The 19,414-nt window shown below is 67.3% G+C and carries 16 protein-coding genes; 5 read left to right on the top strand and 11 right to left on the bottom strand.

Going from position 1 to position 19,414, the window contains the following annotated elements:
• Positions 1–89 precede the first annotated feature (89 nt).
• Positions 90–590, top strand: coding sequence for an Lrp/AsnC family transcriptional regulator (locus tag HAV22_RS06660; protein ID WP_166857807.1), 501 nt, complete (start codon positions 90–92; stop codon positions 588–590).
• Positions 591–635: 45 nt separating this feature from the next.
• Here the strand turns inward: HAV22_RS06660 and axe2C are convergent, their stop codons facing one another.
• From axe2C to HAV22_RS06635, 5 genes are all read right to left on the bottom strand, one after another.
• Positions 636–1,682: a bifunctional acetylxylan esterase/glucomannan deacetylase AxeC2 gene (gene axe2C / locus HAV22_RS06655; RefSeq protein ID WP_166858153.1), complete on the bottom strand. Its 1,047-nt coding sequence runs from the start codon at positions 1,680–1,682 to the stop codon at positions 636–638.
• Positions 1,682–2,896, bottom strand: a complete 1,215-nt coding sequence (locus tag HAV22_RS06650; RefSeq protein ID WP_371869564.1) for a glycoside hydrolase family 27 protein — start codon at positions 2,894–2,896, stop codon at positions 1,682–1,684. Before HAV22_RS06650 ends, axe2C begins: the two co-directional genes overlap by 1 nt.
• Positions 2,893–4,236: a glycoside hydrolase 5 family protein gene (locus tag HAV22_RS06645; protein ID WP_166857805.1), complete on the bottom strand. Its 1,344-nt coding sequence runs from the start codon at positions 4,234–4,236 to the stop codon at positions 2,893–2,895. Before HAV22_RS06645 ends, HAV22_RS06650 begins: the two co-directional genes overlap by 4 nt.
• A gap of 86 nt (positions 4,237–4,322) precedes the next feature.
• Positions 4,323–6,554, bottom strand: a complete 2,232-nt coding sequence (locus tag HAV22_RS06640; RefSeq protein WP_166857803.1) for a glycoside hydrolase family 3 C-terminal domain-containing protein — start codon at positions 6,552–6,554, stop codon at positions 4,323–4,325.
• A 93-nt stretch (positions 6,555–6,647) separates the two neighbouring features.
• Positions 6,648–7,922 carry a sugar MFS transporter gene (locus tag HAV22_RS06635; RefSeq protein ID WP_166857801.1) on the bottom strand — a complete coding sequence of 425 codons (1,275 nt, stop codon included), beginning with the start codon at positions 7,920–7,922 and terminating at the stop codon, positions 6,648–6,650.
• Between the two features lie 319 nt (positions 7,923–8,241).
• On the opposite strand from HAV22_RS06635, the gene HAV22_RS06630 reads away from it, so the two are divergent.
• The 3 genes from HAV22_RS06630 to HAV22_RS06620 all read left to right on the top strand — a co-directional run bounded on the left by HAV22_RS06630 (position 8,242) and on the right by HAV22_RS06620 (position 11,497).
• A complete protein-coding gene (locus HAV22_RS06630; RefSeq protein WP_371869563.1) occupies positions 8,242–9,285 on the top strand; it encodes a LacI family DNA-binding transcriptional regulator in 1,044 nt (347 codons plus the stop codon).
• A gap of 78 nt (positions 9,286–9,363) precedes the next feature.
• Positions 9,364–10,575, top strand: coding sequence for an AGE family epimerase/isomerase (locus HAV22_RS06625; protein WP_166857797.1), 1,212 nt, complete (start codon positions 9,364–9,366; stop codon positions 10,573–10,575).
• A gap of 1 nt (position 10,576) precedes the next feature.
• On the top strand, positions 10,577–11,497 hold the full coding sequence (locus tag HAV22_RS06620; RefSeq protein ID WP_166857795.1) for a carbohydrate kinase family protein: 921 nt from the start codon (positions 10,577–10,579) through the stop codon (positions 11,495–11,497).
• Here HAV22_RS06620 and HAV22_RS06615 read toward each other — a convergent pair whose 3' ends face one another.
• The 5 genes from HAV22_RS06615 to HAV22_RS06595 form a co-directional block, all read right to left on the bottom strand.
• Positions 11,498–12,724 (bottom strand): maltoporin, encoded by a 1,227-nt coding sequence (locus HAV22_RS06615; RefSeq protein ID WP_166857793.1) that lies wholly within the window; start codon positions 12,722–12,724, stop codon positions 11,498–11,500.
• 155 nt (positions 12,725–12,879) lie between these two features.
• On the bottom strand, positions 12,880–13,800 hold the full coding sequence (locus tag HAV22_RS06610; protein ID WP_166857791.1) for a carbohydrate kinase family protein: 921 nt from the start codon (positions 13,798–13,800) through the stop codon (positions 12,880–12,882).
• A 1-nt stretch (position 13,801) separates the two neighbouring features.
• Positions 13,802–14,830 (bottom strand): ABC transporter permease subunit, encoded by a 1,029-nt coding sequence (locus HAV22_RS06605; RefSeq protein WP_371869562.1) that lies wholly within the window; start codon positions 14,828–14,830, stop codon positions 13,802–13,804.
• 8 nt (positions 14,831–14,838) lie between these two features.
• Positions 14,839–16,347: a sugar ABC transporter ATP-binding protein gene (locus HAV22_RS06600; protein ID WP_166857789.1), complete on the bottom strand. Its 1,509-nt coding sequence runs from the start codon at positions 16,345–16,347 to the stop codon at positions 14,839–14,841.
• Between the two features lie 47 nt (positions 16,348–16,394).
• Positions 16,395–17,336 carry an ABC transporter substrate-binding protein gene (locus HAV22_RS06595; protein ID WP_166857787.1) on the bottom strand — a complete coding sequence of 314 codons (942 nt, stop codon included), beginning with the start codon at positions 17,334–17,336 and terminating at the stop codon, positions 16,395–16,397.
• Positions 17,337–17,657: 321 nt separating this feature from the next.
• Between HAV22_RS06595 and HAV22_RS06590 the strand changes: the two genes are divergently transcribed.
• Positions 17,658–18,704, top strand: coding sequence for a LacI family DNA-binding transcriptional regulator (locus HAV22_RS06590; RefSeq protein ID WP_166857785.1), 1,047 nt, complete (start codon positions 17,658–17,660; stop codon positions 18,702–18,704).
• Between the two features lie 6 nt (positions 18,705–18,710).
• Here HAV22_RS06590 and HAV22_RS06585 read toward each other — a convergent pair whose 3' ends face one another.
• Positions 18,711–19,373: a GNAT family N-acetyltransferase gene (locus HAV22_RS06585; RefSeq protein ID WP_166857783.1), complete on the bottom strand. Its 663-nt coding sequence runs from the start codon at positions 19,371–19,373 to the stop codon at positions 18,711–18,713.
• Positions 19,374–19,414: the final 41 nt, after the last annotated feature.

Raw genomic sequence — 19,414 nt, 5'->3', positions numbered from 1 at the left:
GTGTCACAAGCATTAAATTTCAATGAATTCCCCCCACCAAACGATTTGCGCAATAAAATTGCGACGTGCGCCCGTCCTGAGGAGAATTCATGTCAAAAATCGAGCTGGATAAAACCGACCGCAAAATCCTGGCCATTCTCCAGTCGGATGGCCGCCTGTCCAACCAGGACGTGGCGGAACGCGTCAGCCTGTCGCCGTCGCCCTGCCTGCGCCGCATCAAACGGTTGGAAGAAGCCGGTGTCATCCGGCAATACGTCGCCCTGCTCGATCCCGACAAACTGGGCCTGGGCCTGCTGGCCTATGTGAATGTTCGCCTGGAAAAACACAGCGAAGGCGCGCCGAACGCGCGCGTGCCCGCGACGTCGCCCCGCTTCGAATTCGCGCAGGCCGTGTCGACCTGGCCCGAAGTGGTGGCCTGCTATGCGATGACGGGAGAGATGGATTTCCTGCTGCGCGTGCACGTGGAAGACATGGACCACTTCTCGCGCTTCATGATGGGCACCCTGCTGCGCCACCCGGCCGTGCTGGACGTGAAATCGAGCTTCGCCCTCCAGCGCATCAAGGAAACGACGGCGTTGCCCATCGTTTGACGGACATTGCACCGGACTGCTGCCCGGTCCGTCGGTTTTTTTAACCTACCAGCCCGCGATGCGCCGCAGCTGCGGCAGCAGTTCGGCCACCATGGCCGCATGCTGGGCCGTCGTCGGATGGCCGTTGACGGCGTCACCGGGCTGGTACGTCGCCGGTGCCAGCAGGTGGACGCGGGCGTCATGCACGCGCGCCATCGCTTCCTTCAGGTAGCCGATCAAGGCGGCCTTCTTGTCGCCGTTCAGCAGCACGCCTTCCGTCAACGCGACCTGCGCGTGCGGATGGTCGCGCAGCACGCGGCGCAGCAGGTCCGTGTACGCGTCCACATAGCCCGCACGCTCCGGAATGCCGGGGTTGAAATCGTTGGTGCCGATCGCGATGACGATCAGGTCCGGCGTGTAATCGGCCTGCTTCCATGGCACCGGATGCGCGGCGTCGGCGATGGCGAGGTCGTAGAACGCTGGCAGCTCGAATTCGTCGGCATGGCCATTCCAGCTGCGCACCAGGCCCCTGCCGCCGTAGCAGACCAGTTGCACCTGCGCGTCGAGGGCGCGCGCGGCCAGCATGCCGTAGGACAGGCGCGGGTTCGACCATTCGGGCATGTCCTTCTCGTCGGCACCGCGCTCCATGACGGCGCCGCACGTCACGGAATCGCCCAGCACGAGCAGGCGCCGCTTCGGCAGCGGCGGCGCCGCGAGGAACGTGCCGTCGGCCGTGAAGCGCGCAATGGACGGCACGCCCAGCCACGTCTCGCCGCGATGCACGAGTTCCACCTTGTGCGGGCCGGGCGGCGCATCCTTGAACACGTCGTAGCGTTGCATCTGCGGCGCCAGGCGCAACGTGCCCGCGGGCTTGCCGTCCACGATCACGTCGAGCAGGCTGCGGGACCCGCCCGCGGCATCGACGGCGAGCCGGGTGCCGTCCACGGCCAGCAGCAAGGTCACGCCGGCATAGCCGAAGCGCACCGTGCCGTCGTCCGCGGCGACCGTGCGGCCCATGCGGGTCACGTGGCTGTCGCTCGCCGCGATGGTCTGTTCGGCCGCCGCGCCGGCCGCGCACAATGCCAGCAGCGCGGCGGCGAGCGGCCGACGCATCACGCGCCCTTCTTCAGGCGCAGCAGCACGACGCCGTGCGCGGGCACCGTCGCGTCGAGGCGGCGGCTCGTGTCGCCCGTCTTGCCGGTCCACGTGTCCGTCCAGTGCCAGGTGGCCTTGCTGAAGTCGAGCTGGTGCTTGAAGACCTGGTCGTCGATCACGTTCTGTTTCCAGTCATAGCGCAGCGGCAGCGCCGTCTCGCCGCGGTTCAGCACCATGAAGGCCCACTCGTCGTTCGCGAGCGGCTTGGCCCACAGTTCGACGGGTCCCTGCTTCCAGAAACGCAGCGCCGCCACGCCCAGCGGGTCCTGGTTGATCGCGATGACCTCGCGCCGGCCGATGATCTTCTTCACCGACTCCGGCATCGACCGCAGGTCGTTACCGAGGATCAGCGGGGAATTCAGCATCGCCCAGATCGAGAAGTGCGAACGGTCCTCGTCTTCCGTCATGCCCATGCCGACTTCCAGCATGTCCATGTCGTTCCAGTGGCCCGGCCCCGCATACTTGCGCAGGCCCGCCTGCATGTCGAGGATGCGCATCACGCCCCAGCGGGAATACGTACCGGCACTGAGTTCGCAATCCCAGCACGGATAGATGTCGCCCGTCGTGCGCCACGAGTGGCCGACCTCGGGCGCCCATTCCCACGGCTTGTTGTCGCCCCATTCGCAGAGGCTGAACAGGATCGGGCGGTTGGCCGCGCGGATCGCGTCGCGCATCGTCGTGTAGGCGCCGACGGCACTCAGGCCCTTGCTCTCGCACCAGTCGTATTTCAGGTAGTCGATGCCCCAGGCGGCATACGTCTTCGCATCCTGGTATTCGTGGCCGCGGCTGCCCGGACGGCCGCCGCAGGTCTTGTCGCCCACGTCGGAATAAATGCCCAGCTTCAGGCCGCGCGCGTGCACGTAGTCGGCCAGCGCCTTCATCCCGGACGGGAAACGCTGCGGATCCGGCTGGATGTCGCCGTGTTCGTCGCGCGCGCCGTGCCAGCAGTCGTCGATGTTGATGTACTGGTAGCCGGCATCCTTCAAGCCCGTTTTCACCATCGCGTCGGCCGTCTCGCGGATCAGCTTTTCGTCGATGTCGCAGGCGAACCTGTTCCAGCTGTTCCAGCCCATCTGCGGCGTGGCCGCGAGACCGTCGAATTTCTGCGCCCACGCGGCGGCAGGGGATGCCGCGACGGCCGCGGCAAGGATCAGGGAGGCACTACGTTTCACTGTTTCGCTCCAATGGTTTTCAGGCGTTTGTCGTGGTCCGCGATCAACTTGAGCGAGCTCGCGTCGCTGTCGAACACGGAATACAGGCCCTGCTCTTCCTGCGGCGGATCGCCGACGAAATCGTTCCCCGGCTTCCACCAGTAATCCGCATTCGCGGCGCGGCCCGCGCCGCCCCAGGCCCAGAAGGCCCAGCCGCCGACGGGGTCGCCCGCGGCCGCGCGCTTTTCCAACGTGGTGAACACCTCGTCGTAGAAGCGGTCGCGGACCTTCGTCGACGCCTTGATGTCGAACGAGCCGCCGTCGCGGTTCAAGCCGAATTCTTCCAGCACGATCGGCTTGCCAAGCTGCTTCGCGTAGTCGACGTGCACGTTCAGGTAGTGCAGCGCCTTGTCCATCATGCCGTCCCACGTGGCCTCGGGCTGCTTCGGATCGAACCAGCCCCAGTTCGCGGGCCACAGGTGGTACGTGAGGTAGGCGATGTCCGGCGTGCGGTGCGCGTCCAGGTACAGCTGCGCATCCTGCGCGGAACCCGCGAGGCCTTCGCTGCCCGTGCTCACCATGTGGTTCGCGTCGAGCGAGCGGATGTAGTGCGCGGTGTCGGCGATCCATTTTACGTAGGTCGCCTTGTCCTGCGGCGTGGATTTGCTGTTGCCCGGTCGCGGCTCGTTCGCCAGCTGCCACGACAGGATCACGGGGTCGTCGCGGTAAGGCTTCTTCGTCACCGTGTTCGTGCGCTGGACGATCTTCGCGATCACGTTGCGGTACTCGGCCTGCGCGCGCGCGTTCGTGTAGAAGCGCGCGTTCTCGGCCATGAAGCGCTCGTAGTCCTTGCTCACGTTGGGGTCGTGCGCGGGCGAACCGGTGAACCAATTCAGGTACTGCGTCATCCCGCCGGACCACTGCCAGAAATTATTCAGGTACAGCACGGCCGTCATGTCGCGCTTTGCCAGTTCGGCCATCAGGAAGTCCAGGCCTTGCAGCAGCTGCTCGTCGTAGTGGCCGGGCGCGCTCGTCGTGGCAGGGCTGACGGCGCTCTTCATCGCCGTCTTCTCCGACACCGCGAGCACGCGCACGTTGTTGACGCCCAGCGCCTTCAGGCGGTCGAGCTCCTTGACGAGGCGGGCGCGCTGTCCGACGCTCGTGGGCGCGCCCAGGTAGCCGCCGTACCAGAAGTTGGCGCCGGCCACCATGTAGCGCTGGCCGTTGCGTTCGAAATGGCTGTCCTTGACGGCCACGAAGCCGCCCTTGGCGCCGGCCGTGGCGGCCGCGTGGGCGATGCCGAATGCGCCGGCCGCCAGCAGGGCGGCGGCCAGGGCGATCTTGCGGAACTTGCGTTGCATGTGGTCTCCTCGCGCTCCTCAAGAAGCGTCGTTATCGGTCGTGGGTCATGCGCCGCCCGCCGGCAAGCGGGCGGCATGGGTGAAACTCAGCGGCGCACGCGGCCGCGCACGTCCAGGGTGGACGCCGGCAGGTCGACCGTCACGCTGGTCGCGTTCTTGCCAGCGGCATCCTCGGCCAGCACGACCTTGTACTTGCCCTTGGCGATGCGCCAGGTCTTGGACTTCTCGTCGAACATGCCGAGGATGCGCGGCTCGACGACGACATCGACCTCTTTCGATTCGCCCGGCTGCAGCGCGACCTTGTCCCAGCCCGCGAGGCGCTTCGGCGCTTCCCACTTGGCGGAGAGCGGCGACACGTACACCTGCGGCACGTCCTTGCCGGCGACGTTGCCCGTGTTCGTGACCTTGAAGCGCACGTGCAGGCGGCCATCCTTCACCTGGCTGGCGAGGCCGGCATAGCTGAACGTCGTGTACGACAGGCCGTGGCCGAACGGGAACAGCGGCGTCAAGCCCTGCTTGTCGAACCACTTGTAGCCGACCGCTGCGCCTTCCTTGTACTCGACCGTGAACTGCTGGTCCGGCTGTTTCGGATCGCCGTCCAGTTTCGGACGCGGCAGTTGCTCTTCGGAGACGGGGAACGTGGCCGGCAGGTGGCCGCCCGGATTGACGACGCCGAACAGCACGCGCGCGATCGCCTCGCCGCCGCTCGTGCCCGGATACCACGCTTCCAGCACGGCCGGCGTCTTCGCGACCCACGGCATCGCGACAGGACCGCCCGTTTCCAGCACGACGACGGTGCGCGCATTGGCGCCGGCCACGCTGTCGATCAGCTTGTCCTGGTTGTCCGGCAGCGCCAGCGACGTGGCGTCGTTCGCCTCGCCGATCCACTGCGTCGCGAACACGAGCGCGACGTCCGCCTGCGCGGCCACGCGCGCGGCGCGCGCGGGGTCAAGGCCGTCGTCGTACACGACCTTCGCATCCGGTGCCAGCGCTTTAATGGCGCGCAGCGGCGACGACGGGTGGTACACGACGGGGCCCGGCCACACCTTCGGCTCCAGCCCCGGCACGGCATTGCCGCCCACCGGATACACCTGCGACGAGCCGCCGCCCGACAGCACGCCCACGTCGGCATGGCCGCCGATGATGGCGATGGTCTTCACGTCCTTCGACAGCGGCAGCACGTGGTTGTCGTTCTTCAGCAGCACGGCGCCCTCTTCCGCCGTCGCGCGGCTCACGGCGCCGTTCTTCGCGAAGTCGATGGCGCCGCCCTGCGCGACCGGGTTGTCGACGACACCCTTGGCGAACATGGCGCGCACGATGCGCGTGGCCATGTCGTCGAGGCGCGCTTCCGACACGTGGCCGTTCTTGACGGCTTCTTCCAGCGCGCCGCCGAAGTACGGCGACTTGTCGAATTCCTGGCCCGACTGGCGGTCCAGGCCGTGGTTCGCCGCTTCCGCGGTGCTGTGCGTCGCGCCCCAGTCGGACATCACGTAGCCCTTGAAGCCCCAGTCCTTCTTGAGCACTTCGTTCAGCAGGTAGTCGTTCTCGCACGCATAGGTGCCGTACACGCGGTTGTACGAGCACATGACGGAGCCGGCGTCGGACTGTTCCAGCGCGAGCTGCATCGCGAGCAGGTCGGACATGCGCGACGCGGCCTTGTCGATGCGGACGTCCAGTTCGTTGCGGCCCGTTTCCTGGTCGTTCAGCGCGTAGTGCTTGACGGTCGAGATCACGTGGTTCGACTCGATGCCCTTGACGGCATGGCCGACGATCGTGCCGGCCAGCAGGGGATCTTCGCCCGCGTATTCGAAGTTGCGGCCGTTGCGCGGATCGCGCATCAGGTTCACGCCGCCGGCCAGCATCACGTTGAAGCCGGAAGCGCGCGCCTCGGAACCGATCATCGCGCCGCCCGCGTAGGCCATCTGCGTGTCCCACGTCGATGCGGTGGCGAGGCCCGACGGCAGCTGGGTGCGCTCGCGCGGGGTCGGCGTGGCCTGGGTGGCGACGCCGAGGCCCGCGTCCGTCTCCTGCAGGTCCGGCAGGCCGAGGCGCGGGTTGCCCGGCACGAAGCCGGCCGAGAACGGGATCGAGCCTTTCGGCGGCGTGGTGCCCTTCGGGGCGAATGCAGTGCCGAAATAGCCGAACACCCAGCGCAGTTTTTCCTGGCGGGTCATGGCCTTGACGGCGAGTTCGGCGCGCTGGTCGGCGCTCAGGGAACGGTTCATCCACGGCTGCTGGGCAGGCGTGTCGGCGGCGGTGGCGAACAGCGGGAAGGCGGCGGTCAGGGCCGCGACGAGAGTGAAGTGACGAAGGCGCATGGGACGAAGCTCTTTAAGGGGATGGATCGTTATCGGTATTTGGCGCAACACCGCCGCGGACGCGCCGCGGCGGCTAAACAGGGTCGTGGCGGGTCAGACGGCCTTGACGTCCACGTACATGCGGGCGTATTTCGCGCCGAAGTACAGGATGAAGGCGTAGCACACGGCCGGCACGAGGAACGAAGGCTGCAGGCCGATGACGTCCGCGGCTTGCGCCTGGATCACCGGCACGACGGCGCCGCCGGCGATGGCCATCACGAGCAGGCCGGAGCCCTGGCTCGTCTGCGGGCCCAGCTCGTGCACCGCCATGCTGAAGATGGTCGGGAACATGATCGAGTTGAACAGGCCGACCGCGAGCACGGCCCACATCGCGAAGTGGCCGTGCCCGAACGTCGTCGCCACCAGCAGCGCGATGCAGACGGCGGCGTTGAACGCGAGGACCTTGCCCGGGCTGACGGTGCGCATCACGGCCGAACCGATGAAGCGGCCGACCATCGCGCCGCCCCAGTAGTAGGCGACATAGTTCGCGCCGATCTCCGGCGTGAAGCCGGCGATGGACGCGTCGCCCATGTAGTTGATCAGGAAGCTGCCGATGCTCACTTCGGCGCCGACGTACACGAAGATGGCCAGCACGCCCAGCATCAGGCGCTTCTGCTTCAGGATCGAACCGGTGACCGTCGCGCCGGCATCGTCGTCGCGGATGATCGGCAGGCGGATCACGGCGAACAGGATGGCGAGGATCGCCAGCGTCGCGGCCAGGCCCAGGTACGGGCCCTGCACGGCCTGTGCCTGCGCCAGTTTCTCGGCGGCCGTCATGTGGTTCGGATCGGCGACGGTCGAAATGTGCGACAGGATCAGGTAGCCGCCCACCGGGGGGCCGACGAACGTGCCGAAGGAATTCAGCGCCTGCGTCAGGTTCAGGCGGCTCGACGCGGTGGCCGGCGCGCCCAGTACGGTGACGTACGGGTTGGCGGCCACTTGCAGGATGGTGATGCCGCCGGCCAGCACGAACAGCGCGCACAGGAACAGCGCGTAAACGCTCGTCGCGGCCGGGTAGAACAGCGCGGCGCCGACGGCGCACACGGCAAGGCCGGCGACGGCACCGGCCTTGTAGCCGATGCGGCGAATCAGCGCGCCAGCCGGGATCGACAGCAGGAAGTAGCCGCTGAAGAACGCGAAGTTCACCATCATCGCCTGTACGTACGTCAGGTTGTACACCGACTTCAGGTGCGGAATCAGGATGTCGTTCAGCGACGTCAACAGGCCCCACATGAAGAACAGCGCGGTGACGACGGTCAGGGCAAAGGTGTAATTGGCGGGCTGAGCCCGATCGGCAGGCGCGATTGCGGCCTGTGAAGCGCGTTCCATGCGTGTCTCCTTGTGGATGTTACCGCTAACTTACAAACTAGTAACTTTTTTGTAAAAAATATTCTGCATAAGCAGGTTGGTGGGGTCAAACGCGACGTCGGGTACGCGGCCGAGTTTAGTCAGTCGTCACTAAACATGTGCCACCCTCTTATGAAATCGGTTTCTTAAATTGAGAATATACCGGGCAAACAGCTGTTTAGTAAAGCCGACTAAACTTGACTTGAAGTGCCGACTGACGTTTGACCAAGGCGATTTTGATATGCAAGACTCCATTCAAACGAGCGGCGCCCAGGGCGTCGCATATGATTCCGGAGACAGTGTGAACCCCGAACCCTCACGCACCCCAGCGGGCGGCAGCCCGGCGCCGGTCACGATCCGCGACCTGGCCAAGTACGCCGGCGTATCGGCCGGCACGATCTCGCGGGCTCTCAAGAACGAGCCGGGCCTGACGGAAAGCACGCGCCAGATGGTGTTGTCGGCAGCCCACGAACTGGGCTATGACTTCTGCAAGCTGCGCCGCAAGCGCATCCGCCGCCTCACGTTCCTGCTGCACCGCCAGCACAACACGGCGGCCAGCAGCCCGTTCTACTCGCCCGTGCTGCACGGCGCCGAGGAAGCGTGCCGCAAGCAGGGCATCGTCCTGTCGTTCATGGCCGTGGGGCCGGCCGACGGGGTGACGGAACAGCTGCGCATGCACGCGCCGGACGCCATCGTGTGCGCCGGCTTCTTCGAACCCGAGTTGCTGAACGCCCTGCGCGGCAGCGGCAAGCCCCTCGTCCTCATCGACATGAAGCTGCGCGGCTACAGCTCCGTCAACCCGGACAACCACATGGGCGGCTACCTCGCCACGCGCCACCTGATTTCGCTGGGACGCGAGCGCATCGGCATGATCTCCGGCTCGCTGGGCCACTACAGCATCCGCGAACGCAACCGCGGCTACCGCCAGGCCCTGTTCGACGCCGGCCTGCTGGCCGACCCGCGCCTGGAGACGTGCATCCCGGACGGCGTCGATCTCGAGACGGGCGCCTACGAGGCGATGCAGTCCCTGCTGAACCAGCCGCACCCGCCCGATGCCGTGTTCTGCTACAACGACGCCGCCGCCCTCGTCGCGATGCGCGCCTGCCTCGCGGCCGGGAAGACGGTGCCGCATGACGTGTCGATCGTCGGCTTCGACGACATCCCCGGCGCCGTGCTGGGCCACCGTCCGCTGACGACGCTGCGCATCAACAAGAAGGAGCTGGGCGCGCTGGGCGTCGAGCTGCTGCTGCGCGGCCCGCAGGATCCGCCGCTGGAGCAGGTGTCGCCGGTCGAACTGATCGTGCGTGCCAGCACCGTATGCGAGGACTACCGCATGCGCAGATAACCGCCCGCCATCGACCCTCATGGCGCCCGCGCCGCACGACGGGGCGCCACTCACCGATTCACTCATCACGACCGACCCATGCTTCCCGACTTCCACTCCCGCGCGACGCTGCTGCAGCACATCCGCCACACCCGCCAGTTCTACGATCCGCGCTGCACCGACCCGAGCGGCGGCTTCTATCATTTCTACAAGGACGACGGCACGGTCTACGATGCGCACACGCGCCACCTGGTGAGCAGCACCCGCTTCATCTTCAACTTCTCGATGGCGTGGCGCCGGTTCCGCGAGCAGGCCGACCGCGACCGCGTGCTGCACGGCCTGCGCTTCCTGCGCGACGTGCACCGCAATCCGGACACGGGCGGCTATGCGTGGACATTGGACTGGAACGACGGCGTGAAGAAGGTCACGGACGACACGAACCACTGCTACGGCCTGGCCTTCGTGCTGCTCGCGTACGCGCACGCCATCATGGCCGGCGTCGACGAGGCGCGCGCCTGGCTGGACGAGACGTACGACCTGATGGAGCGCCGCTTCTGGGAACCGGCGCACGGCCTGTACGCGGACGAAGCGAGCGGCGACTGGTCCACCTTGTACCCGTACCGCGGCCAAAACGCCAACATGCACGCCTGCGAAGCGATGCTGGCCGCGTTCGACGCGACAGGCGACACGAAGTTCCTGTGGCGCGCGGAGACGCTCGCCCACAACATCACGGTGCGCCAGGCCGCGCTGTACGGCAACCTGGTCTGGGAACACTACAACAGCGACTGGTCCGTCGACCCGGATTACAACCGCGACGACAAGACGAACATCTTCCGCCCGTGGGGCTACCAGCCGGGCCACCTGACGGAATGGGCCAAGCTCCTGTTGATCATGGAACGCCACAAGGACCAGATGGCCGGCCCGTCCGACTGGCTGCTGCCGCGCGCGCAACAACTGTTCGATGCGGCGCTCTCGAAGGCATGGGATGCGCAGCACGGCGGCATTTATTACGGGTTCGGTCCGCAGGACGAGATCTGCGACGCCGACAAATACTTCTGGGTGCAGGCCGAGAGCCTGGCCGCCGCCGCCCTCCTCGGCGCGCGCACGGGCAACCAGGCATACTGGGACTGGTACGACCGCATCTGGGCCTACAGCTGGACGCATTTCGTCGACCACGAGCACGGCGCCTGGTACCGCATCCTCGGCCCGGCCAACGAGAAGCTCACGGATGAAAAGAGCCCGGCCGGCAAGGTCGACTACCACACGATGGGCGCCTGCTACGAAGTGCTGACCGTGCTCACGAAGGATTGACATGACCGACTTCCCCGTATTCGTCGCGGCCGGCGAAGCGCTGACCGACATGATCGTCGATGACGCCGGCGCCACCCGCTGGCACAGCGTGACGGGCGGCTCGACGTGGAACGTGGCGCGCGCGATGGCGAAGCTGGGCGCGCCCAGCGCGTTCGCGGGCGCCGTCAGCCGCGACGTATTTGGCGACCAGCTGTGGCGCGCCACCCTCGACGCCGGCCTGGACGACCGCTTCCTGCAGCGCCTGGACAAATCGCCGCTGCTCGCCATCGTGCACCGCCTCGACCCGCCCAGCTATTTCTTCGTCGGCGACGACAGCGCCGACCTGCACTTCGACGCCGCGCTGCTGCCGCAAGGCTGGGCCAAGGCCTGCCGCTGGGCGCATTTCGGCGGCATCAGCCTCGCGCGCCAACCGCTGGCGGGTAAGCTCGTCGCACTCGCGGAGACGCTGAAGGCGCAGGGCGTGCGCATCAGCTACGACCCGAACTTCCGCGCGCTGATGGACGAGAACTACGACCCCACGCTGCACCGCATGACGGCGCTGGCCGACGTGATCAAGGTGTCGGAGGAAGACCTCGTCGGCCTGCTGCGCACGCACGATGCGGACGCCGCCTTCGCCACGCTGCGCGGCTGGAACCCCGATGCCAGCTACCTGTACACGAAGGGCGCGGCCGGCGCGTCGCTGCATACGCCCGCCGGATCGTGGCATCAGGCGGCGCCGCGCATCACGCCCGTGGACACGGTCGGCGCGGGCGACGCCAGCATCGCGGCGCTGGCCTGGAGCATGCTGCATGCGCCCGGACGCGACGGCCTCGCGCACCTGCGCTTCGCCGTCGCCGCGGGTGCCGCAGCCTGCCTCGCGGCCGGCGCCACGCCGCCGTCGCTGGCTGCCATCGATACGCTGCTGGCCGGGATGCAAGGGTAATCACCAGCAGTTTTCGAACGTGATGCCGACGGTGTAGCCGGACAACGTGGTCCCGAAGATGCCGTTGGCCGCCAGCGGATCGTTCACGCGCGCAGCGGCGCGCGCGGCCTCGTTCCAGTGCGCGTGCGTGAAGAACAGGCGCAGTTCGGGACGGTCGAAATAACCGGGCGCGGACGAGAACGCGACGGCGCCCGTGAACTTGGTCAGCCGGCGCACGTCGCCGTCCTGCGGCGCGACGCGGTCGTGGCCGAAGTCCGCCAGCAGCTTCACGTGATCGCGCAAGCCGTACGACAGGCGCCCGCCGGCCGATGCCCACGTCTTCGCTTTCGCCGCATCGTGCGCCGTGTCGCGCTGCCAGACGCCGACGAGTTCCGCGCCGAAGCGCCGCGTGACCTGCGCATACCAGCTGTCGACGACGCGCAGCCGGTGGACGTCGCGGCCGTTCGTGATGTCGCCCGTCGCGCCATTGTCCGTGCCCGCGCCCGTGCCCCATTGCAGCGCGAGGCGGTTCTCGCCGGCGCCGGCCAGCAGGCGCTGGCGATGCTGCACCGTGACCATCGAGCCGCCGTGGTGGCCAAGCTCGCCGTCGCCGCGGATCAGCGCGAGGCCCAGTTCCAGCGTGCCGCCCGGATTCACGGGCACGCCGCGCAGCTGGAAGTCGTGGCGGTTCGCCGTGTCGCCCACGCGCATGATCGGCATCGTCTGCTGGTCGTCGTGCAGGTAGGCATAGCTGAACTGCATCGGGCCGACGGGCACGTTCTCGATGCCGGCGCCCATGCCCGACGGATTCCAGTACAGGAAGTCGTTGACGTTCGCGCCTTCGCGCTTGTAGTAGCGCCGCCCGATCCACACGGACGCGCCGCGCAGGCCGGACAGGTGCTCGATCGCGAAATATGCCTGCGGCAGGCCGATCTTCCAGCTGCCCTCCGGCCGCCTCGCGTTGTTCGATGCGGCCGCGTTGCCGAGATTGAGCATCGCGTACGCCTTCACCTGCTCGCCGTCGTCGCCGTCCTGCAGGGTCTGGCCCAGCAGCGACTCGCCATAGACGCCGCATTCGTTGCCGAGCCGGTATTTGGCGCCGGCGCCGGCGAGGCCGAAGCATGTCTGGCCGCCGTGCTCGGAATTGGCGGCCGCGTTGGCGCGGATGTAGTTCTGGATGTCCAGTGCGGACGCGGGAAAGCAGTACGCGAGCGCGAGCAGCACCGGCGCGATCATTGGCATGCGCATGTAGTCTCCTGGTTTTTTGGGCAAAGCGGATCCCGTCCGGCCGCAAGGCGATGCCGCGGCAGGTTGTGTGGAGCGGGATCATTCGTAGGGTGGGCACCCCGTGCCCACCAAACGCCGGCGTGATGCGAACGTTTGGTGGCGGAGGGCCGCCCACCCTACAGGGCAGGTTCGAGCAAGGCTTCGGCTTCCTGCTCGGTCGGCGCGTACGGCCCCGCATGCATGGCGGCCGTGGCGGCCACCGCCGCGATGCGCGTGAGCTGGCACGGCGCCGCCATTTCCGGATGCAGCAGCATCCCGCTGATCCACGCGGCCATCGACGCATCACCGCAGCCGACCGTATCGACGACGTCGACGCGGCACGCCGGCGCATCGAGCACGTGGTCGCCGCGGATCAGGGAAAGACCGTCGGCACCGCGCGTAAAGAGGATCTCGGCATCGGGCGCCAGTGCGCGCAGCGCGGCCAGCGCGTCGCGTGGCGCGAGGCCCGGGAACAGGCCTTCCAGGTCTTCGTCCGACACCTTGATGTGGCTGGCGATCGACGCCATCAGTTCGAACGTGGGCCGGTACGACGCGTCGCGCATCGCGGCGCGGAAGTTCGGGTCGAACGCGATGCGCTTGCCGGCCTGGCGCGCCATCAGCGCCTGCTCCACGAGGCGCCGCGCCAGCGGGCCGCGCGCCAGGGCGAGGCTGCCGACATGAATCACGTCGGCCGCGTCGAGCCAGCCGGCCGGCAGCAGCTCGGGCCGGAAGTGCAGGTCCGCGGTGTTCTCGCCGAGGAAGACGTAACGGGGCGGATGGCGCGACGTCACCATCGCGATGAACGGCGAGGCATCGACACGCTGCAGGAAGCGCGCGTCCAGTCCGGCCGCGGCGCCCGCGTCCGCGATCTCGTCGCCGAACGCATCCATGCTGACGGCGCCGGCGTAACCCGTGGATACGCCGAGCCGCGCGCCGACGCGGGCCACGTTCCAGCACGAGCCGCCGGGCAGCGAGCGCCACGTGCCGTCGTCCTGGCGGATCATGTCCGTGAGCGCTTCGCCGAAGACCACGTAGCGGGGGAGTCGTTGTGCTTGCATATCAATTCGCCTGTTGTTGGTAACGCCATTTATCGAGCATCACGGCCAGCACGATGACCGTGCCTTTCGCGACGTATTGCCAGAACGAGGACAGGCCGAGGATCGTGAGGCCGTTGTTGAGGAGGCCGATGATCAAGGCGCCCGTCACCGTGCCCCAGATCGTGCCCACGCCGCCCATCAGGCTCGTGCCGCCGAGGACCACCGCGGCGATCGCATCGAGTTCGTAGCCGGAACCCCAGTTGCCGTTCGCGCCGTACAGCCGGCTCGCGGACATGGCGCCCGCGGTGCCTGCGCACAGGCCGGAAAACGCATACACGAACACGAGGACGAGGCCGACCTTGATGCCGGTGAGGCGCGCCGCCTGCGCATTACCGCCCACCGCATACACGTGCATGCCGAGGACCGTGCGGCGCAGGATGAACCAGGCGAGCAGCACGAGCGCGGCGGCGACCCACACGAGCCAAGGCAGGCCGGCGAAGGAGCCGTTGCCGATCCACTCGAAGCTCGGGATCTCGCGGTTCAGGATCGTCGTGCCGTCGGCGAGCAGGTAGGCGGTGCCGCGCAGCGCCGTCATCGTGCCGAGCGTGACGACGAACGGATTGATCTTGAAGACGGCGACCAGCAGGCCGTTCAGCAGGCCCATGCCGAGGCCCGCGAGCACGAAGACGGGCAGCGACAGCGCCGGCGCATGGCCGGGCAGCGATGCGATCATGCCCAGCACGGCGGACACGGCGAGCACGGAGCCCACCGACAGGTCGATGCCGCCCGTGAGGATCACGAACGTCATGCCGGTCGCCAGAACGAGGTTGATGGAGCTCTGGCGCAGCACGTTCATCGTGTTGGCCGTCGTCGCGAAATTCGACACGCCGTCTTCGGCGAAGTAGCCGGTCAGGAAGTAGAACACGACGTACAGCGCGACGAGCACGGGCAGCATGCCCATCGTCGCGAACATGCGCGAGAACGCCTGCTTGACGCCGCCGTGCGTGCCCGCATGCGGCGCCGCGGGAAGGGATGATTTCAGAGTTTGCATGATGTCTCCTATGCGGCCTGGGCCAGGGTGGCCAGTGCCATGATGTTTTCCTGGGTGATGCGGTCGCCTTCCAGTTCGCCGGCGAGCCAGCCTTCGCGCATCACGACCACGCGGTCGCACACGCCGATGATCTCCGCCAGTTCGCTCGAGATGCACAGCACCGCGACGCCGGCGTCGGCCAGTTCGTGGATGATCCGGTAGATCTCGTGCTTGGCGCCGATGTCGACGCCGCGCGTGGGCTCGTCGAGGATCAGCACGCGCGGCTTGATTTCCAGCCAGCGCGCCAGCAGCAGCTTTTGCTGGTTGCCGCCCGAGAGGCCGCCGATGATGCCGTCCGGTCCCGCGCCGCGCGCCGACAGCTTCGTGATGGCATCGCGCGTGACGTCCAGCAGCTCGCCCCGGCGCAGCACGCCGCAGCGCGCGTGCCGGCCCAGCACGTTCATCGTCACGTTCGCGAGCAAGGTCTGTTGCAGGAACAGGCCCTGCCCCTTGCGGTCTTCCGGCACGTACGCGAGGCCCAGGCGGATGGCATCGAGCGGCGTGCGGATCGACACGGGTTTCCCGTCCACTTCCACCGTGCCACCGGCCAGGCGGTCGGCACCGAAGACGAGGCGCGCCAGCTCCGTGCGGCCCGCCCCCACGAGGCCCGCGAGTCCGACGATCTCGCCGGCCCGCACTTCCAATGTCGCGGGATGCACCTTGGCGCCGTGCACGCCGGCCAGCCTCAGGCGCACGGGCCCGGGCGCGCGGCACGCGGTGTGTTCATAAAAGCCGCCCAGTTCGCGGCCGACCATCATCCGCACGACCGTGTCCGGCGTCGCCTCCTCGCGCGTCAGCTCGCCGATCCACGTACCGTCGCGCAGCACGGTCACGCGGTCCGCGAGCATGCGCACCTCGGCCATGCGATGGCTGATGTAGATGATGGCGATGCCCCGCTCGCGCAGGGCGCGCATCACGTCGAACAGGCGCGCCGTCTCGCGTTCGGAAAGCGCCGCCGTCGGCTCGTCCATGATCAGGACGCGGCTGTCGTGCACGAGGGCGCGTGCGATCTCGACCTGCTGCTGGTCCGCGATCGACAGGCCGCTCGCGATGCGCGTCGGTGCGAACGTGGCGCCCAGCGTCTTCAGCACCTCGGCCGCGCGCCGGTTCATCCGGGCCGTGTCGACGATGCCGAAGCGGCCGCGCGGCTCCGCGCCCATGAAGATGTTCTGCGCGACGGTGAGGTTCGCGGCGACGGACAGCTCCTGGTAGATCAGGTTGATGCCGCAGGCGCGCGCATCGGCCGGGCAGCCGATGCGCACGGGCTTGCCGGCCACGCGGATCTCGCCGGCGTCCGGCTGGTACACGCCGGCCAGGATCTTCATCAGGGTGCTCTTGCCGGCACCGTTTTCGCCCATCAGCGCGTGGATCTCGCCGGGACGGATGGTCAGCTGGACGCCGTCGAGCACCGTGACGGCGCCGAACCGCTTGCGGATGCCGGATACCTCCAGCACGGGTGGTGGTGATGTTGTTGCCATGTCTCCTCCGATGAGGTGATGGATCGGCCGCGCGGAGCGGCCGTTTTTTAGTGGCTGGCCCAGCCCTTGTAGGCGAACACGTTGTCCTTCGTGATCGCGGGCGTGGGAATCAGCACGACCGGGTTCGCGGGACGCTTGCCGTTCATGATGTCGTAGCCGATGTCGACGGCCATGGTGGCCATCTTGTAGGGGTCTTGTGCCGTGGTGACGGCGAAGATGCTGTTCTTCGCGCGCAGTGCCGCTTCCGCGTCGGGCGCGCCGTCGACGGAGGCGACCATCTGCACGTCGGCGCGGCCGGCCTGCTTGACCGCGAGTTCGGCGCCGATGGCGGACGGATCGTTGATGGCGAAGACGGCATCGATGCGGCGGTGCGCGATCAACAGGTTCGTCATGACTTCCATGCCGCCATCGAGGCTGCCTTTCGCATCCTGGTTGTCCGACACGATGCGGATGCCGGTCCCCGCGAACGCCCGTTTGCAGCCGGCCACGCGCGCGGTGACCGCGGTGACGGGCGGCCCGTTGACGATCACGACGTTGCCCTTGCCGTGCAGCCGCTCGACGATGCGCTTGCACGACTCGGTGCCGGCCATCGTGTTGTCGGACATGATCGTCGCGTCCGCGTTGTCGGCGCCCACGTCGACGGCCATCACGACGATGCCCGCGTTGCGCGCCTTCTGCAGCACGGGTGCGATGCCTTTCGGATCGGACGCGTTGACGATGAGGATGTCGACCTTGTTGGCGATGAAGTTTTCGATCTGGCCGACCTGCGTATTGAGGTCGTATTTGCTGGACACGGTCGTGACCTTGACCTTGTCGCCGCCGACCTTGCGGGCAGCGTCGCTGGCGCCCTTGCCGATGGCGACGAAATACGGGTTGGCGAGGTCGCTGACGGCGACGCCGACGGACTTCAGCGGGCGCGCCGCGCTGGCCTGGCCGGCCAGCGAAAGAGCGACCGCCGCGATGCATCCGAACACGGCTTGTTTTTTCATGGCGTAGTCTCCGAACTGTTTTATCGGGGGCGGGCGCGGCTCGGTGGTCCGCTGGCTGGCATGCCGCCCTTGTTGTGATGTGTCGTTGCAAAGAACTTTACACGTGTCGACTTTTTGTCGTCAACAGATTTTTTAAAGATTTTTTAATAGTTGAGCGACCACAACAGGACGACGACAAACCGTTCCTGCCCCTGCCGGCACAGGGGAAACGAGAATTCTTATTGCATCGAAGTATTTTTGCTATGATGACGACGCACCGGCCGCCTCGTCACGCCATTCGGTCGCCGGCGCGGACATAAATTTACACGAGTCAAAATCACGATGAAACCTGCGCAGAACGCGAATGCCTCCCCTCGTGGTCCCGTCACGATGCACGACGTGGCCGCGCGCGCGGGCGTGTCGCGCGCGACGGTGTCGAAGTATTTCAACGACCGCGAAGGATTGAAGGCCGACACCCTGGCCCGCATCGAACAGGCGTGCCGTGAACTCGAATACGTGCCGGACCCGCACGCCGTAAGCCTCGTGCGCGGACGCTCGCGCGTGGTCGGCGTCATCCTGCCCGTGGTGAACGAACCGTTCTTCGCCGAGGCGCTGCGCGCGATCGAGGAAAAGGCGAAGGCGCTGGGCATGGACGTCATCATCCAGTGCTCGTACAACGACCCGGCCGAGGAAGCGGCCGCGCTGATGACGATGCGCTCGATGAAGGTGGCCGGCGTGATCCTGACGGCGGTCGCGTCGCAGGCCAACCTCGCCCTGCTGCGGCGGCTGGAGCAGGAGATGCGCATCGTCTACATGGACAGCTATGTCCACGAAGACTGCAACTACGTCATGAACGACAACCGGCAAAGCATGGCGATGCTGACCCGCTACCTGCTGGGCCGCGGCCACAAGCCGGCCTACCTCGGCGCGCCGCCCGTCGCGCATCCGTCGCCGGGGGAACGCCTGGCCGGCTATCTGGAAGCGATGGCGGAAGCGGGCGTGCAGGCGCACGTCGTCCCCGCCAGCACGCAGCCTTCCTGGGATTTCGAGGCGTACGCGTTCCGCCACGTGCTCGACTGGCTCGCGAGCGGCGCCGGCAAGCGCGCCGGCATCACTGCCCTCGCGTGCGGCACGGACAGGCTCGCGATCGGCGCGATGTCGGCCTGCCGCCGCTTCGGCCTGGAACCGGGCAAGGACCTCGCCATCGTCGGCCACGACGACCTGCCGATCTCCGCCTATTTGTACCCGCCGCTGACGACGTTCCGCCAGGACGTGGCCGCCATCGGCGTGGCCGCGATGGAATGCCTGCAGGCGCAGCTCGACGGCACCGACGCGACACCGTACCGCAAGCGCTTCACGGGCGGCCTGGTGCCGCGCGATTCGGCCTAGCGCCGCTCAACGCTTCGGCCGGAACCATTTGACGGCCGCGCGCGCGTTCGCCTTGACCGTGTAGTCGATCTTGGCGATCTGCTCTTCCAGCGCCTCCGCGAGCACGCTGCCCGGGCTGGGCGGCGGCAGGTGCAGGTGGGCGTCCGCTTCACCATATTCGCGGCGGATCTCCATGCCGGCCTTCTTCGCGATGTGCATCATCGTGCGATTCGACGACAGGCATTGCATGTACAACGTGTCGACGTCGGAATTGCGGCAGTGGATGGCAGCGCGTTCGAACAGCCGGGTGCCGACGCCCTGCCCGCGCGCCGACTTCGACACGGAGACGCCGAACTCGGCCACTTTTTCCTTGTCCGTGTCGTGAACGCTGCCCGGGTGCGCGTCGCGCGACGTGAACGCGAGATGGCCGACGCCCACGAGGCGGAACATGTTGTTGTAGACACCGAACAGGATGTCCCGCGCGAAGTCGAGTTTCGCGACGTACGCTTCCACCTGCGCGTCGGGCACCACGCTGCCGAAGCGCAGCAGGCGGTCGTCGCGGTCGAGGGCGAGGAAGTGGCGCAGCACGCGCCGGCGGTCGCGCTTGCCCAGTGCCTTGACGAGCACGGTCTGGCCGCCCTTGCGGGCGACGAGGCTTTTCAGCCAGCGGTGGAGGGGACGGTCCTGCATGATGGCATCTCGATTGTGCGGCGCAACAATCGGTATTGTAG

It is taken from the genome of Telluria antibiotica (assembly GCF_011682055.1).
Classification (GTDB): domain Bacteria; phylum Pseudomonadota; class Gammaproteobacteria; order Burkholderiales; family Burkholderiaceae_D; genus Telluria; species Telluria antibiotica.
This window is presented reverse-complemented; position numbering and strand designations above follow the sequence as displayed.